Source organism: Agarilytica rhodophyticola (assembly GCF_002157225.2).
Lineage (GTDB): Bacteria > Pseudomonadota > Gammaproteobacteria > Pseudomonadales > Cellvibrionaceae > Agarilytica > Agarilytica rhodophyticola.
Map to the genome: position 1 here is coordinate 4831493 of NZ_CP020038.1, position 17906 is coordinate 4849398.

General features: G+C 42.5%; 10 protein-coding genes. 4 read left to right on the forward strand and 6 right to left on the reverse strand.

Annotation, left to right across the window (positions count from 1 at the left end):
• Positions 1-76 precede the first annotated feature (76 nt).
• From BVC89_RS19980 to BVC89_RS19995, 4 genes are all read left to right on the forward strand, one after another.
• Positions 77-1810, forward strand: a complete 1734-nt coding sequence (locus tag BVC89_RS19980; protein ID WP_086932893.1) for a serine/threonine protein kinase — start codon at positions 77-79, stop codon at positions 1808-1810.
• Between the two features lie 117 nt (positions 1811-1927).
• Positions 1928-4744, forward strand: coding sequence for a TonB-dependent receptor domain-containing protein (locus BVC89_RS19985; protein WP_086932894.1), 2817 nt, complete (start codon positions 1928-1930; stop codon positions 4742-4744).
• A 246-nt stretch (positions 4745-4990) separates the two neighbouring features.
• On the forward strand, positions 4991-6409 hold the full coding sequence (locus tag BVC89_RS19990) for a DEAD/DEAH box helicase (RefSeq protein ID WP_086932895.1): 1419 nt from the start codon (positions 4991-4993) through the stop codon (positions 6407-6409).
• A 263-nt stretch (positions 6410-6672) separates the two neighbouring features.
• Positions 6673-7140, forward strand: coding sequence for a hypothetical protein (locus tag BVC89_RS19995; RefSeq protein WP_158658045.1), 468 nt, complete (start codon positions 6673-6675; stop codon positions 7138-7140).
• A gap of 283 nt (positions 7141-7423) precedes the next feature.
• On the opposite strand, the gene BVC89_RS20000 is transcribed toward BVC89_RS19995, so the two are convergent.
• The 6 genes from BVC89_RS20000 to BVC89_RS20025 form a co-directional block, all read right to left on the reverse strand.
• Complete coding sequence (locus tag BVC89_RS20000; RefSeq protein ID WP_086932897.1) at positions 7424-7627, reverse strand: hypothetical protein; 204 nt, start codon at positions 7625-7627, stop codon at positions 7424-7426.
• A 143-nt stretch (positions 7628-7770) separates the two neighbouring features.
• On the reverse strand, positions 7771-8193 hold the full coding sequence (locus BVC89_RS20005; RefSeq protein WP_086932898.1) for a CBS domain-containing protein: 423 nt from the start codon (positions 8191-8193) through the stop codon (positions 7771-7773).
• Positions 8194-8593: 400 nt separating this feature from the next.
• Positions 8594-9097: a P-loop nucleotide/nucleoside kinase family protein gene (locus tag BVC89_RS20010; protein ID WP_086932899.1), complete on the reverse strand. Its 504-nt coding sequence runs from the start codon at positions 9095-9097 to the stop codon at positions 8594-8596.
• Between the two features lie 37 nt (positions 9098-9134).
• Positions 9135-9449 (reverse strand): hypothetical protein, encoded by a 315-nt coding sequence (locus BVC89_RS20015; RefSeq protein WP_086932900.1) that lies wholly within the window; start codon positions 9447-9449, stop codon positions 9135-9137.
• A 378-nt stretch (positions 9450-9827) separates the two neighbouring features.
• Complete coding sequence (locus BVC89_RS20020; protein WP_086932901.1) at positions 9828-12914, reverse strand: TonB-dependent receptor; 3087 nt, start codon at positions 12912-12914, stop codon at positions 9828-9830.
• A gap of 116 nt (positions 12915-13030) precedes the next feature.
• Entirely contained in the window at positions 13031-17545 is a 4515-nt protein-coding gene (locus tag BVC89_RS20025) for an alpha-1,6-glucosidase domain-containing protein (RefSeq protein WP_086932902.1), read from the reverse strand.
• Between the last annotated feature and the right edge of the window lie 361 nt (positions 17546-17906).

Sequence of the window (17906 nt, forward strand, 5' to 3'; positions counted from 1 at the left end):
CTATACGGAAGCCGGATGGCCTTCAGTTATTTCTTTACTTATTAATTTCTACGGTCTCATTGGAGAGTCGATAAAGATGAAAATTAAAACACTAGTTAGCCTTAGCGTATTATCTGCAGCACTTGTTGCTTGTGGTGGTGGCGATATTGAAATTGACGCACAGAACAATAGTACGACAACAACCACAACAAACAACAACGGTAGTTCAGGTGGCGGAACCACGACGCCTACTAACAATTGTGCATCTTACGTGCGTGGCGGTCAGACTATCGCGGGCCAGCCTGACGGTGCTAACTGTGTATACGGCACAGACTTCTCTGATTTAACAAATCCAATTGTTACCGACCCAACAACTCAAATTACTTTTAGCAATCTTCCTACTGATGGAGTTCATATCTTCCGCGGAAGCTTAGTTGTTGGTCAAAGTTTTAACACAGATGCTGACTTAACAAATGCAGGTCTCACTGCTGGTGGTACAGGCAGTGTTATCCGCCTTGAAGCCGGAGCAACTCTAGCTTTCCGCACTTCTGATGATTACATGGTAATTAACCGTGGCTCGCAAATTTTTGCTGAAGGTACTCAGCAAAATCCTATAACTATTACCTCTGTTAGTGATGCCGTTGACGGCACAGTCACTCCTGAAGCTGTGCAGGAATGGGGCGGTATGATCATCAACGGTTTCGGTGTTACAAACAAGTGTGCATACACAGGTAATCGCGGTGACGCAGGCTTTGCTCTAGCAGGCGAATGTCACGTAGCTGCTGAAGGCCGTTCTGGCTCAGCTCAAACTTTCTACGGTGGTGCAAACGACGCCGATAACTCCGGTGTGCTGCGTTATTTCATCGTTAAGCATACGGGTGCTGAAGTTGCTCCTGGTAATGAGTTAAACGGAATTTCATTTAACGCTGTTGGTTCAGGTACTGAGGTAAGCTACCTAGAAGCCTACTCAACTTTCGATGACGGTATCGAGTTTTTTGGTGGTGCAGTTAACGTTGACCATTACATCGGCTTATATGTTCGCGATGACTCTATAGACATCGACGAAGGTTACCGTGGCACTATTGATTACGCGTTGGTGATTCAGTCTGAAGGCGACGGCAACCGTTGTATGGAATCTGATGGTATCGGCAGCTATAGCAGCCAAACTCAAGCCACTATCGACGACTTTATCGCACGAGGCTTAAACTCAGCAGCAACTGTTCGCAACGTAACGTGCATTGTTTCTCCTTCTGCATTACGAGCTGACCTTGCTACAGCTATGCAAGACGAAGCTCTCGGCACGGCGACGCATGATCCCGGTCAAGGTTTCCGTATCCGCGAAGCGCATTTCCCAACTATCGAGAACGCAATAGTAACAACAGCTTACGCTGGCGACGTTCTTACTGGTGATGATGATTACAACTACTGTGTTCGTATCGATGACGAAGGTCAACAGGCCGCTATCGATGGCACTTTAACGCTTTCTTCTTCCATCGTAGCTTGTCAGGATCTTATCGATGGTGAGCTTGCAGGTGGTGCTTCAACGTTAGATTGGATTAACAACAACGGTGGCAACATCACTCGTCAAACGCCAGAAACGGGTGAAGATCCTGAAGCTGGAACAGCTCCTGACCTTGTTATTCTCGACAGCTTCTACTCACTAGCTATCACTGACACTATGATCAATGGTGCAGCTGCTAACGCGACAATCACGCCAACTGAATCACGTACATTTATCGGCGCGGTAACACGGGCTGATGATTGGACTGAAGGCTGGGCATTCGGATTGGCCGATGGCAACCGCGGTCAAGCACTTTGGATCGATCAATAAATCTGAGCAGAAAACATCGTTAATCAAACCTTATTGCCGTAATTGAAAGGCGCCTTACGGCGCCTTTTCTATATAGCGGACAAATAAAAACACATTTGACAACATGGGTCAGTTCAGATGAAAAAGTTTTTAAAGAAAGGAACAGCACTTGTCGCCTTTCCACTAAGCGCATTAAGCTTAGCAATTAGTGGCAGTATTTATGCTCAAGAAGCTGAGCAAGATGCACCTGAGCAAGAACAGACGTCGTCCGAAGAACGAAGTGCGCCACCGAAACGTAGAGTCGTTCTTGCCAATCCTATTGAGGAAGTTTTGGTATTAGGCAGAATACAAAGTGCTGCCGGTGACATTGTTTTAGAGCGAATGGAACAGGAAGTCGCCGTCGACCTTATCAGTGCCGAATTAATTAGCCGTATTGGTGATTCCAATGTTGCGACGGCATTACGTCGTGTACCAGGTGTTACCTTGGTAGATGATAAGTTTGTATTTGTTCGTGGCCTTGGGGAACGCTATTCAAGCACAACCCTTAATGGAGCCAACATACCTTCGCCAGATTTAACGCGAAACGTTGTGCCTTTAGATATTTTTCCGACATCAATTGTAGAGACTTTATCAGTACAAAAAGTTGCCTCTGCAGATATGGCCGCAGCCTTTGGTGGTGGTGCAGTAGATATTCGCACTAACGGTTTACCCGATGATTTTTTATTTTTTGCTGAAATTGGTATTGGTGACAATAGTAATTCAGGCGATTTCTTTACTTATAACGGTGGTGGTGATGATCGTTTAGGTAAGGACGATGGCACACGAGCACTGACACCAACACTTAGTAGTGCCCTCAATCGCTACCGCGGCAACTTCCGTAATATCGCAGAATTTGATGGTATTAGTGAGGCAGAAGCTCAAGAAGATGTTAGAAATTTAGCTTTAGAGTTAAATCGTGATATCACTATTTTCGAGAATCCAGAAGAGCTAGATCGTTCTTTTCAGGTTAACGTCGGTAATACTTTTGGCGTAACAGATGAAGCTGAGATCGGTTTCCTTGCTGGCATTTCTTATAATTCAAGCTGGCGTAATACTGAAACTACATTTGTTTTAAGTGATGACTTAATACCTGGAACAGATATCGCGCAAGATCAGGCGTTTGAAAAAGAAAGTACATTCAACGTTTCACTCACCGGAAACTTTAGCCTTGGCTTTCGTTTAAACGAAGAAAATACCGTCGAAACAACGACGGTTTATATTCGCAATACCGATGATGAAACCACGATTGAAGATAACTTTAATACGGATAATCCCATTACCAGCGGCACCTCTGATCGCTCCTATAACTTGCGTTATGAGCAGCGTGAATTGTTAGTGAATCAAATCCACGGCGAACACGAGTTAGGCTTTGCTACGCGGGAATTATTGGGTTTAGATTTTCTCGAGTCGTTAGATGGCTTGAAATTTAGCTGGTATTTCTCAGATAGTGAATCCACTACAGAAATTCCTAACGAAATTCGCGTGAATGGGCAAGCAGGTTTTATTCGCCCGTTCAGCTTAGAGACTAATGCTTCAACAGTACAAACCAACCTTTCCGCAGCAGATTATCGCTTTACTGATTTGGAAGATCATCTTGAGAGTGCGGGTTGGGAACTAGCTTACCCTATCGAGTTAACTAACTTTTCTATAGAGTTAAGTGGTGGTGCCGAATACTGGCGTAAAGCGAGAACTTACCGTCAGCTACAATTCGGTTTGGGTTCTAATGTTCAGTCCTCACCTAATGTGGGCCAGCCAGGTGAAGTTTTTACCAATGCTAATATATTAAATCCAGATTTTGGTTTCCAAATCAATGTTAACAATGCCAATGCTGATAGTTATGTGGCAGCCAATAAAGTTTCTGCCGCTTACGGTAAATTCGATGTTACTTGGCAAGATACCTGGCGTGTCGCTGCAGGCCTGCGCTGGGAAGATTATCAACAAGTGGGCCTATCATGGGATCCTCTGGACTTTGATGGCAGCCCTCTTATTCCTGATGCCATAGAAGCGCGCGCATATGACAATACCTTGCGTCCCGACGGAGTAAGATCCAACGTTATTGCGGACTTCTTTGAAAGTGCAACCTTTGCCGATAACGATATCTTTACTTCTGTAGCGTTAACTTACATGACACCGAATTTCTTTGCCGAAGATTTTCAATTGCGCTTAGGTTTTAGTGAAACAACTGTACGTCCTGACTTGCGGGAAATTACCGAATCCAGTTATATCGATCCAATTACCGACTTCTTAGTGTTTGGTGAATCTAGCCTTGTTCCTGCGCAGTTTAAAAACTATGACATTCGAGCAGAGTGGTATTTCGAAGACGGTGATAACTTAACATTATCATTGTTCTATAAAGATATTACTGACCCAATAGATGTGCAGGAAGTGCCCCGCTCAGAAGATGATAGAGCGGTTAGTATCTTTAACGCTGAAAGTGCTGAAATCACCGGTATAGAGGTTGAGTTATTGAAAAGCTTAGGCAACGTTAGCGATCTCTTAGAACCCTTCTTTATCCAAGGTAACTTTACGGTGTTAGATACCAATACCGTAGCAGGCTCTCGCGCACTTAATCCAACTAACCCTGAGCGAGACCTGGTTGGCGCTTCTAACGCGGCAAACCTTATTTTCGGCTTTGACTCCGATGACGGTAAACACGCGGCGACAATGTCTTATAACTGGTTTGGAGAGCGATTATTTTTCGCTGGGCGTGCTGGGCAGGCAGATGTATTTGAACAGCCATCCAACACTTTAGATATGACCTACTCTTACTTCCCGACAGATAATTTAATATTTAAGCTTAAAGCGAAAAATATTTTGGACGAGACGGTATCGTTCAAACGGGAAAATGAAAGCTTTACCCTGCTAGAGGAAGAAAGAGGCGTAAACTTTAGCATGAGCGCAACGCTTACATTCTAAAGTCTTGTTAATTCTCTACGTACGTTCAGTACTCACCGCGCTCTGCGCGGTTTTTTTTGCCCGTAGAAAACAGACAATGATAACTAAGCACCTACTTGCTTTTACTTTTACAATAATAATTACACCGTTGGCAAACTATTCTCTACACTTAATACAACGATAGCACCGAAGGGTAAGTTCCTGTAAGCTGCGCCCCTGCCGTAAACAGCGGTAGTAATCACTATTTAAGCAAGACAAGACATATTTATGAGTTTTTCTTCCCTGGAGTTATCAGACTCCATCCTTAAAGCTGTAGCCGAGCAGGGCTACGACACGCCCTCTCCCATCCAATTAAAAGCGATCCCAGCGGTGCTTAAAGGACGGGATGTTATGGCTGCGGCCCAAACGGGCACGGGTAAAACGGCAGGTTTTACATTACCTATTTTGCAGAGGCTGTCCGACGGACAGTCAGTGGGTTCCAATCAAGTCAGAGCCTTAGTGCTAGCACCAACACGAGAATTAGCCGCCCAGGTGGAAGATAATATTGCCGCCTACAGTAAGTATTTACCTTTACGTTCATTAGTGGTGTTCGGTGGCGTTAAGATTAATCCTCAAATGATGAAACTTCGCCGTGGCGTCGATATATTAGTAGCCACACCAGGGCGTTTATTAGACTTATATAACCAGCGAGCGGTTAACTTCAAACAGCTTGAAGTATTGGTACTCGATGAAGCCGATCGCATGCTCGATATGGGTTTTATTCACGATATTCGCAAAATTCTGGCAGTTTTGCCTAAGCAAAGACAGAACTTAATGTTCTCGGCTACATTTTCTGATGACATTCGCAAGCTTGCGAAAGGGTTGGTCAGCAACCCAATGGAAATTTCAGTAAGCCCTCCCAACACTGCCGCAAAATCGGTGAAGCAGTGGATGTGTCCAGTGGATAAAAAACGTAAGCCAGCGCTTTTAACCCAGCTAATTAACGAGGGTGATTGGCAACAAGCGTTAGTTTTCACTAAGACCAAACACGGCGCCAATAGACTTACCCGCCACCTTGAAAACGAAAACATAAAAGCGGCTGCCATCCATGGCAATAAAAGTCAGGGGGCTCGAACAAAAGCATTAAATAGTTTTAAAAATGGTGAAATTCGCATCTTAGTAGCCACGGATATTGCCGCTCGAGGCTTGGATATTGACCAGCTGCCACAGGTGGTTAATTTCGATCTCCCCAATGTTGCAGAGGATTATGTACATAGAATAGGCCGCACTGGACGAGCGGGAGCCAGTGGGCAGGCAATATCTTTGGTATGTGCCGACGAATATAAGCAACTGAGCGATATTGAACGGCTTATACAGCAGTTACTTACTCGCAAGTTAGTCGATGGTTTCGAGCCCGTTCACGATGTTCCTCCATCTCGGCTGGATAAGCGCCCCGTGCGCCCTAAAAAGCCCAAGAAACCAAAAGTAGAGCATCGAGATGGCCAACGACCTAGTGAAAATAAAAACGGCCGTCGCAGCGCTCAGGAAAAAGCAAAACCTAATAAGCATAAACCCAGATCTCAACGAAGTAACCAATCGAATATTCGAGACAAAGCCCAGGACAAAAAAAGCCAACCAGGTACACGCAAAAAACATGTGAAACCGGCGCAGCGCAATAAAAATACAGGGAGGACTATTACTCGTTAACAATTTTTTTCGCACAAAAAACAAACAGGTATACATGTTAATTAACAAGATAATAACTTCAGTATGAACCTGATAGCATCTGTATTGTGATTAAAAAAAACACACATAAATTTGATGTTCATTAAAAAAAAATAGATCGATTGCTTCTATTAGTGATGACCAAATAAAATCTTATGCGAATATTTTCTGCTTTAGGTGACCATATTCAATTAAAGACGACAAAATAAACTATAAGTTTATTTTTAACAACTTCAGACTTATTGTTGTTAAGATATCTGGTCGATATTATCCAACCTATGGTTGATAGTGAAGGTGCACTTGGTCAACGGATAGGAGAAGCCGTTAAGACCTGTGGGAAAAAGCCAGCTGATGTTGCCGAGTTTGTGGGGATTACGGAACAATCCTTATATAAGAGTTTCCAAACCGGTGGTCTCAGACTGAAGAATTTTATTGCCTTATTGGAGGTCACAGGCGCTGACGCCAATTACGTACTTCTAGGCAATAAAAGTGTTCATATATCAGAGCCACATGAACCGTATAAAACACGCCATAGTGACTTACATGCTTTGGTGGATAAACTAAGTCCATTACATGCAGAGCAAATGTTTCTTTCTGCACAAACAATGATAAATAGTGAAGAAACCAACGTAGAGGTAAAGCTCTCACTTGAAAGCAAAAATCAAGAAGAGGCAGAAACCTGTGGTTGTCAATGCCACGAAAATCCTAAATAAACAATGGTTTTTTTGATCACTTAAAGTGCTTAGCAAAACCGAAGACATTCAATACAGTCAGGCTAGAAAAACATAACGAATAACCTCTAACAGTCGCCTTTTTTAAAGCGCAAAAAATCTCTATCAAATGTAAGTCAGCAATATTATTACTTTTAAAGACATTGTGTTGTGAATAAAATTGCTCTTAAAAAGTTAATACATTTTTTAAATACTGGATTAATTTTATTTTTCAAAAGTTATCACTTCTTGAAATATCACTCAATATATGAGTATGTTTTATTCATTAATCACCACCACCTCCCCCATCGCTACCAGAATCCCCTCCATCAAAATCAAACCAAGAATCACCACTTGACTTACCCTTATTTGGAAAGATAAATATAATGAGAAAAAAAGCTGTCCATGCCCACCAGAACCAGTTTGAACTATCTTCCGATAATTTCCAAATCCCAAGGCCAGCAAATCCGGCTGCTATTAACCTACTCATCTTGTAGCTCACCCATCTTAAAACCTATACACCTTACTCAGTTTACTCACTACCCATCTCGACTAAAGCCTACTTATTTAGACCTATTAAAACAAGCTTTCCATAGTAGATGCAAAAGCTACGTTTGTGAAAGCTCTGAGCATTTACTTAGTTGCATTTTCAAGGCGCTTGCCAATTTCCTTCATTATATCTCTCCAGGAAATAATACCAACAGGTTCGTTCAGATTATTGATAACAGGAATACATGAGATTCGATGACTATTAAATAGCGCAACGGCATCTTTTATAGTAGATTTTTCATGGAGAGTAATGGGCTGCCTCGTCATTATCTGATGCACTTTTTTATTTAAGCAAGCCAAGTCTTTATTTGTCTCCGCGGCGGTATCGATATTTGGGCTCAATGATTTAAGCAAATCTCTATCTGAAATAACACCAAGTAATTTAGATTCCCCCACAACTAGCAGATGATGAAATTTTTTATTATCAAATATCTCCTTAACCACGCTAAGAGCATCATCCATTTCTACACTAACAACCTTAGGTGTCATTAAAGAGGTAATCTTCATAGCTACCCTTCTATTCTAAATAGTCTATATGCGTAATAGTCTGTTTAAATAAGTATAGTTAGAAAGCTCAGTTGCTCTAGTATTAATTTTGCTAGTCTAATATTTACCATTCTAATATTTTCTACGTTAATATCTCCATCTATACTACAAAGTGCTAAGAATTACCGAATATTAAGAATTATGAAATGTTGCAGCATAAAAAATCCTACTCATCGCCAAAACTAATATTTCACAGATGTATCATTCTTAGTAATTATATGTACAAACAAGTTGCTTAAAATACCTCTGGAGTAGCATAGATAATATTTGGCAAATGCGGGTATTAGACAGTCAAATTTTACTACATATTATTAAAGAGACCTTCGTCAAACGGCATCGTATTTTTCATTCACAAATAGAGCTAGGGTTTATTCTCTCCCTTAACAATCCTAGTGATATCAAATAATTCATCCGGCGAAGGCTCAACAAAGTATTTAGTTATTTGCTCAAACATTTCGGGGGTATCGGTCAACGCTCGCTCAGGATGTGATTGGCATCTTTTTTCAATCTGTGCAAGACAAGTTTCGTCAGAGGCATCAATAAAAATCAAATTATGTGAGGTATCGACTTCTAAAAAAATCGTTCGAAACCAACTTCTCTGGGATATTGTATTCGCAGGGAAATCCATCACCACGTTAGCACCCGTGACTAAAATAGATTGGGCTAGTTTTTTAATCTGCGGCTTTAATTGATTCGAGTATTTAATATAATCCTCTAACGAAGAAATCTTATTTGGGTAGAGTGACGCAAGCCATTCATCCTCAACAAGTAAGACGCTATTTCCTTCTTGCGCTACTTTAGACGCTTCAGTAGATTTACCTGCTCCCATTTTTCCGCAAAAAAATATCAATTTTCCTTTTTTCATATTTGTTCTCTACGCTTATTGACAACAGGTTTTCCTATTAATGAACTGTGATATGCCCTATCTTACAAAAACCATTTGAGATTTGATTGGTATACACAGTGACTTCAGCTTGTGCAAATTTTGCTGCCGTTAATAAACTGACATATGTCTCATAGTTACTATCAGACTTGTTTAAGAACGCCCATGTATTAGCATTACCACACAGTGCTGGAGCATTTTTTAAATGAATTCGGAATGCATAATTTGACTCTGCTGTTACTTCAATAGCTACAACTTCGCCTCTGGTACTGCCATCCCAAGAGGCATAGCTACTAAAAGAAAATAGGGCCACTAATAAAACTAAATATCTCATTATCTATCCTTTACAATACAACTAACAAATGTCATACGCTTCCCATAGCATACAAAGTATAGGGAGCAGTCATTTTTCAAAAAACAAGTGAATTCAATAACTTAGCAGGGTAGTCTTACCTTCCCTGTATTTATCGGCGTGTTTCACTTCCCGGCTTTATTATACCGAAGAAGTGAATACTGTCTATGAGCCCAGTTTATGAGGCTAATGGTAAAAACAATCTGTACACTTTTCAAACACAACTAAAGTCATAGTCCAGTCATATTGCATGGTTTTTGGGGAAATGCAGAGCGAGTGGGAGTAATGGAAGAAATACAAAAAAAGCCAACGTCATACCTACGTTGGCATAAGTGGAGCAGTAGATACTCTATGAATAATTTACTCAAAGTTGTAATTGGCACCGAAATAAAACTGCCGGCCAAAGAATTGAATATTGCCAGTTCTATTACCGCCGCCAAAGCTACTTAGATTAGGCTCATCCGTTAAGTTAGATACTTGAAAAAGAAGTTGTAGACCATTTCCAAAATCATATGAAGACTGGAAATCCATGGTCGTTTGCTCTTCAAAGAGTGCTAAATCGCCATCACCACCGGTGGGGTCGAATAATTCCCCTACTTTGGCGTCTTGATAGTTCGTAGATAGGCGTAGTTCTAAACCTTCATAGCTCCAAAATAATGTGAGCTGACCAGAATTTTCGGCTAAACCAGGGAAAGGCAGAGTTGCAGCGGTATCACCAGTAAAGGGGTTGGTAACATTTAGCTCTGTATCCAAGCGAGCATAACTCGCTTGAAAACCGAAGGTATCTAATGGTTGAGGCAAGAAATTTAACGTCTGCGTCAATGATACTTCAACACCTCGAATAAAACCCGCATCGGCATTATTAGTAGAGATAGTTAAGGTACCATCGACAACAGGAAGTGCTGCACCTAAGTCGGTAATTTCTCCAGTGACAGGGTCACGAGTCGGCTCTTGCAAACGAGATGATGGAATAGCAAAGCTACCAAAGCCTAACTCTTGAAATGGAAATTCGGTAAAACCAACGGTCTGCTGGTCATTCTTAATATCTTTATTAAAAAGTGCTAAAGCAAACACACCTTCAGTTTCTTCGAAGTAATGCTCGTAAGATAAATCGATTTGTTCAGCTTCAAAGGGACGTAGAAATGGATTATTGGAAGCATCAATATCTAGTCTAAATACAGTATTATTTCGATCCAATGAGTAATTGGGTGCAGTATCATTAGCCAAGTCAGAAATAGGAACACGGGAAATAACTTTAGCAACCCCCAGCCTTACAATGTCATTATCCGTAAGGGATAAGTTTAAGCTCAGTGATGGCAGTACTTTAGTATATTCGTCACCATTTCTCACATAGGCTGCGCCATTTTCAAAACCCGGCGCACCTTCTTGGTCTGCGGTTCGGCCCAAGCCATCCAAAATATTATCTGCCGGCAAACCATTAGCCGGGTCAGCCCCAAAAATACCCAAGGCAGATTGGTCTGTATCTACAACGCGCACTCCCACATTACCCGTTAGTGGCATATCAGCTATATTGGTATCGATGTTCGCCAAAAAGTAATAGGCCGTTACCTTTTCGGTAACATCAGCACTTTGCGTGACCGACCACGCTCGTCCTTCTCCCCAGCGAGCACGTGGTGTTGTATCACGCAGATTTCCCTCATCGTCAACCACCAAACCTTCTGCTACTGCCTGAGCAAAAACAGCGTCAGCATCAATATCTAAAAATGAAGGGAAGTGAGAAAAATCACCTTGCCAGTTAATAACCTCAGCAAACTGTGGGTCAATTGGTAAGCTTGTAGAGTTGGCATTAACACCGTCACCAGATTGGAAGGGGCTGTAAACAAAAGTTTGTCGTCCGCGAATGTAGTTACGTTCAGAGTATCTCACTCCCGCCTCAACCGAAGCAATAAATGAACTATCAAAATTGTATTTGCCATCAATACGAATCGCGTCCACCTCATCTTCGTTAAGATGAGGATATGCCTCGTACGTGGATAAACGAACAACAGGTCCTCGGCTGGGATCGAGATTAGTAAAATTTGCTCTTTCATTAAAAGTAATTTGCGGTATTTGGTTACCATTCAAACGAAAAGCTAAGCCGAGATTATCTGTTCTTGTTGTGGTAGTTATAGGATTACCATCGGCATCGGTGGTGTTGTTTACATCGTATAAATGAGAACGGGTTATACCATCATTGAAGAATCCTTCCGCACGAGAGGTGGAAATATCGGCACTGACTTCCCAACTTTCTTCAGTCCACTTAAGCGCGATACCGCCAGAAATAACTTCGTCATCGTTGGTGACGTTATCAGAAATTAGTTGGAAGCCTTGATCGGCCGAAAGCACTAAGGCATCACTATTATAACGTGGCCCATTGTTGCGCGTAGAGCGCTCGACGCCCCCTACTGTTTCTGATATTAGAGAAAATTCACCGCCGATGACATCAATACCGTTACTGTCGAGGATGGGGTTGTCGATTTCAAAACGTGCAAGGTTCTGTATCCGAAAGCCCTTGGAAAAACCTGTTGACTCAAATTGAGATAGAAAAAGATCCGCTTGAATTGTGAGTTTTTCATTGGGTTCAAATTGTATCGCCGCCATGTAGCCATCGCGGATTTCAGTACCACCGGTATGCTGTAATTCAAAGCCGTCGGGAATAGAATTACCGCGCCCATCGCCATCTACATCAACAAAGTCGCTAGATGAAGGATTGGGAAACTGTAAACCTATATATTCTTCTGCCGTTTGTCCTTGATCTAAACGCGCATAGCCTATGGCAAAGCCCAAGGTATCCTCGAGAAACTTACCTTGATAAGAAATCGTGAAACGGCTACCAAATTCATCACCACCGGCAAGATCACCAGCCCGATCATTATAGCTACCGCGAGCACTTACATGAAATTTATGATCGACGTCTAATTCCAGTGGGTTAGCTGTTTTAAGTTCAACCGTTGCGCCTATGCCGCCTTCGATAATCGAAGCCTTAGGTACTTTATAAACATCTACCTTAGATAGTAACTCTGCGGGGTATTGGTTAAATTCAATAACACGTTCACGGTTTGGCGATACTTGCTCACGACCATTAAGAGTTGCAAAAACAAAATCTCCAGATAAACCCCGTACTTGTATTTCACCCGCCTGGCCGCCAGTCCGATCAACAGTAATTCCTGGCAAGCGAGCTAGTGAGTCTGCGATAGAACGATCTGGAAGACCACCAATATCATCTGCAGAAATAGATTCAATGATAGTATCCGCATTTCTTTTAGTATCGATGGAATTGAGAAGAGAACGCCGAAACCCAGTAACAATAACTTCTTCATCTGTATTGACTTGAGGCTCTTCCTCTTCGATAACTGCATCTTGCGCATATGTATAATGCGTTCCAGCCATAACTAACACAAGAGACGAAATCACTGTCGCCAAGGGGTTCAATTTAAATTGTTTCATTGCTTTGCACCCTTATTTTTATTTTCTTATTATTTATTTTTAAGAAAGTATCCTAATAGCAATGCCTCATAACTTGGCATTGCCGTTATATTTTTTATCGATTCATCACAACCGGCTTAAGGTGATACATCTGTTACCGTCAGCGTAGAAGCGCCACGACTTGAGTCAAAGGTAAAGCGATAAACACCGTCTGTAGAAATAACAAGACTAAGATTACCACCGTTATCTGCAAGGCCGCTGAAAGGCACTCCTAATGTGACAGCTGCCCCCATACCTTCTCCAAGATTCACTGTGCTCCAATCTTCCGACGCTACTTTAAACTCATAGCTTCCTGCTGAGATATTAATATCGACGCTATAAACCGCATTACCTTGGAATATAATTTCATCCGCGATGCCCCAACCATTAAAGCTACCGCGAACGAATACAGGTGTGCTGCCAAAGGTTTGGTTAAGTACCACAGCTAAGCGAGGCATATCTATATTGGATGTATCGAGAGTAAATAAATAATCGGCGGCAATAAACTCTGCCGCTAGGTTATTGTCATCCACTTCGCCAAGTACTAAAGACTGGCCGAAATTCACCTCAACGCCTGACTCTGTGCCACCTAGATTAACCGTGGCAAAATCGTCCGATGCTACTTTAAATTCATGTCGTGCTGCACTGATAGGTAGTAGTGTTTGATAAATACTTTCACCGGTGTAGGCCATTTCGTTAGCAGTTCCCCAACCATTCATAGAACCACGTAAAAATATTGCGGTGTCGCCAAAAGTACGGGCGTTGCGAACATTAAGTACTGGCGACGATGCATCCACTGCCGCATTTAAATCAAAACGGTATTCACCATCACTGGGAATGGTAATCGCTAAATTACCACCGCCTGTCGCTAAAGTTTTGTCGCTACCTAAGGTTACTGTAGTGTCGGCAGTGGCAGCACCGAAATCCACCGTACTCCAATCTTCGGATGCAATTTTAAATTCATAGTCAGCAGCAGTAATATCAGTAAATACAGTAAAAGTACCATCGCCGTTATAGTTTAACTCGTCACTAATACCCCAGGAATTCATACTGCCACGCAAGAAAATAGGTACACTGAAGGGATTCGGTATCGCACCACCAAGAGCGGGCGATGCACCTGCCCACAACCCATAGCCTTGGGCACCATTTTGTCTTTTAACAAAAACTGCGGTTGTCAGAGCTGGAACACTAAAGGTTGAACTGGCATTATCAAAAGATGCTGTTTGCACAACAGTGTCGATACCGCTTGTTTGCATTGCATGCAGTTCAAAATTCGCTGCACTTTCAATGGCGTGTGTACGAGCAGTAGTGGCACCATTAAAAATAACAACCACAGCATCATACGCTGGATCGAGGTCGTCTAGATCGAGATTATTTTCTAAATCATCAAACATACTGGCCTGCGTATCACCATCATCAATACTCATGACAATCATGTTGTCAGCTTGAAAAATACCTTGATTGTGAAAACCGACACGCTCGGATATCTGCTCTGCTGATGTTAAGTTAAACAGCGGCGTAGAAGATGAAATAGCTAACATGTTATTGAAAACATCGGAAGACCAAGCAATAGTTGCAGCGTCCGGATCAGCTTCAGGATTAGCCAGAATATTCGCCAAGAAAGTGTCATCTTCAGGAGTGCTATCTCCTTGGGTAACACCGATATTCCAGTTGTTATCCGTTTGTGTAAAATCGATGTAGTTAAACCAGTCGCCAGAATTAAAACTATTTTCTTCAAAAGATTTTGAACGCAGTAAGTCAGACCCCATGTGAATAAAGCTAACCCCTTGGCTCAATAAGGGAACAGACAGAGTCAGCACTTGCGCTCTAGCGCGATCGGCCATAGTGTTAATAGCGTCTGGTAAAGTGCCTTCCATGTGTAAAAAATCCCACAGAGTTTCGTTGTCGTGTACCGTGGCATAGGCGACGTTTTCCTGGGGATCATTGGTGTAAGCACCAATATCAGAAGCGGAAATAAGTTGGCTACTGCTGTTATAGAATTGATAAGAAGCAAGGTTACCAGCTAAACCTGCACGAATGCGATCAAGGTTACCGCCATTGAGTAAAGAGGCACCACGCAGAGGTTCGCGCATTAGATCATTAAAGGTACCAATACCTGTGCCACCTAAATTTTCTTGTGTGGCTCGCGCGAAAATTGCATCGTTGGCAGAACTGCCACCCAACTCTTCCCAGCCTTCTCCGTAAAAATAATTATCGGGATCAATTGCTTGTACCGCTGCTAGCGAACGCTGAATTAAATCGCGAGGGTGAAAACTCATAAGATCAAAACGGAAACTATCGATTTTATATTGTTGTGCCCATTGCACTAGCGAATCTTCGATAAATTTCCCCATCATAGTATTTTCAGCAGCAGTATCCTGACAGCAACTAGCAGTTTCTACTAAGCCAGTAATAGGGTCTAGGCGGTAATAATAACCAGGAACAAATTTGTCAAAATTAGACTTCACATTTTCTAAACCAGATTCACTGGTATGGTTATATACAACATCCATCACCACTCGTAAGCCTATTTCATGCAGAGCTTGAATCATCGCCCGCATTTCTAAAATTCGAGTAGAGCCTTCTGGGTCAGTGGAATAACTGCCTTCTGGGGCATTAAAGTGGTGAGGATCATACCCCCAATTGAAACCGTCGGCGTCACTCAGTGATTCTACTAAATCGCGAGCTTGGGTAGAGTTAGTGGGATAACTTTGCAATACTTCTTCTATGGTCATTGTGGCATCAGCAACAAATGCCTCATTATCTTCATCACATATTGCCGCTGTTGTCACCTGCTGACATATACGCTCAACGGTATCCGTTAAATTAACAACAAACTCTTGCGCCTCCACCACCGTTGCAATATCAAAAGCAGGTAACATATGAAAGTGCGTTAAGCCGTTATTAGCAAGTTCTTCAAGATGTTGTACTGGCACGGAATCTTCCGTAAAAGCCATAAATTTTCCGCGATGGGCTTGTGAAGTACTTTCGTCACGGATACTAAAGTCCCGTATATGACCTTCATAAATCACGGCTTGCTCTGGGTTAGTAACCGTGGGAATTTCATGGCCATCCCAACCCGCGGGTTTGGTCGCCTCGGAATTTAAATCAATAAATTGTGAAAACACGCCGTCGGTATCCAGACTTACCGAATAGGGGTCTGTTGACTCAACATTTTTTATGGTGTCGGCAATGGGGTCAAATACAGAAATAGAATAGCGATAAAACAATCCATCCAAATTGGCAGCCGGGCCGCTGAATGTCCATATCCCAGTTTGATCGTCAAAGGTCATAGTATTATCAGATACTAGCTGCTTTGGATTCGCCGCACTAAAGACTTTTAATTCAACAGCGCGTGCTGTTGGTGCCCACGCCGATACAGTAATATTGCCATCGGCATATGAAATACCAAGCTCAGCGCTTTCCGCTAAAGGGTTAGTATCATCACCGGAAGTGTATAACGCATCGAGAACTCTTTGCTTTTGAACAAAGCTGCCCAGAAGCGTATCACCGTCTGTGCCAATAAAAAGAAGCTGGCCTTTTAGAGATTCTTTAATATCCGCTTCGGTCAGCTCGGTATCGAACCTATAGGCGCCCCAGCCGTCACCGGTTAAATGAGGAAATGCCGCTTGCTGCTCGGGAGTAAAGGTCGTTGCCGAAAGACTGCCGAGTAACCTGACATCAAATGTGTTGCCTTCGGCATCCACACCAGTGCCTGCCACAATGTTACCTTCACCATCCTGATCTATCCCGCCCGTGGTGGAGGCATATAATGCTGTATCATTTGCACCAGCAACAGACCAGGCGATTGTAGTTTCATCTATCCAATGTGCGGAGAAATCGACAAAGCGCCGTGGTGGTAACACAGGCACACTGCATTCTTCATCTAAGCAAATAGGTAACTCAGAAGCGACACCCCCGGCAGCGGTGCCCGTAGCACTAGGTTGATAGAAAGCCATGCGCGCAAAGCGATCGGTACCATCAAGGGTGAGGTTTAAGTCGGCCGATTGATCCCCGCCTTGGAAATCTTCATGCACGATATAGTTACCACAGGTGGCAGCATCTTCGATTGGCAAAATCCAAAAAGCCCCATAAATAGGATCAATGCCATCCGCCGGGACTTCTGTCACAGCTGAGCGATCGCTGGTAGCCATGCCCGCAACACTGTCACCATTTACCGAAGGCCCATTCGGCCAAACAGTCAGCTCACTATCGGGCCAACCGGGCTGATCGCCGCAATTAAATAGATGTAATACCCAGCCATCGTACTCTGCATCAACACCTTGGCGGTTGTAGTAAATGACAGCTTCACTTTCAGCTGGGAAATAAACCGGGTCAGGACCGCTAAAATCAGGTGGCAAACAATCTTCTTGGGTGGGTACTTGGTCTGCCGGGAAATCATCCGGTAATGTAAAACCCGCTTGACTGCAGAAAAATGGTCTTGCACTACAGGTTCCCGTAGCGCTATCGAGAGTCTGCCCATTTTCACACACAAGCAGCGGCTCTTGGTTGCCTTCAACATCGCCACCGCCACAGCCCGATAATGCAACAGTAGAAAGTAATATTGTGGACGCAAAGAGTTTTTTATAGTTAAACACTTTATAGCTGGACATAAACGGACACCCTGCTTAATTATTCTTTTGTTTTAAGGGGAGGTTTAAAACCTCTAAAATTTATTAAAATTATTATTGTGAGAAGACGCCTTAACAGCTGAATAACAATCAATCGTAGCAAAACAGATGAAATATTATTTCTTCACACCGGTGCAATAACATGCCATTTTTTTTTAACTATGTCACGTCAAAAAAATAGGCAATAGAGATGTCAAAAAAACCTGCTTACAGATCCATTACAGAAAAAAATATAGTTTTTTCTTGCGCTGTCATTTTTTTAAAAGTGATAAAAAGGTCATGATAAAATCACACCCAGCATTTCAAAAAAAACATAACCAACCACATAATATGTTGATTTTAT

Excerpts from the sequence above, each read along its gene's own strand:
- BVC89_RS19985 (WP_086932894.1), top strand. The coding sequence starts at position 1,928 with ATGAAAAAGTTTTTAAAGAAAGGAACAGCACTTGTCGCCTTTCCACTA.
- BVC89_RS20025 (WP_086932902.1), bottom strand. The coding sequence starts at position 17,545 with ATGTCCAGCTATAAAGTGTTTAACTATAAAAAACTCTTTGCGTCCACA.
- BVC89_RS19980 (WP_086932893.1), top strand. The coding sequence starts at position 77 with ATGAAAATTAAAACACTAGTTAGCCTTAGCGTATTATCTGCAGCACTT.
- BVC89_RS20005 (WP_086932898.1), bottom strand. The coding sequence starts at position 8,193 with ATGAAGATTACCTCTTTAATGACACCTAAGGTTGTTAGTGTAGAAATG.
- BVC89_RS20015 (WP_086932900.1), bottom strand. The coding sequence starts at position 9,449 with ATGAGATATTTAGTTTTATTAGTGGCCCTATTTTCTTTTAGTAGCTAT.
- BVC89_RS20020 (WP_086932901.1), bottom strand. The coding sequence starts at position 12,914 with ATGAAACAATTTAAATTGAACCCCTTGGCGACAGTGATTTCGTCTCTT.
- BVC89_RS19990 (WP_086932895.1), top strand. The coding sequence starts at position 4,991 with ATGAGTTTTTCTTCCCTGGAGTTATCAGACTCCATCCTTAAAGCTGTA.
- BVC89_RS20000 (WP_086932897.1), bottom strand. The coding sequence starts at position 7,627 with ATGAGTAGGTTAATAGCAGCCGGATTTGCTGGCCTTGGGATTTGGAAA.
- BVC89_RS20010 (WP_086932899.1), bottom strand. The coding sequence starts at position 9,097 with ATGAAAAAAGGAAAATTGATATTTTTTTGCGGAAAAATGGGAGCAGGT.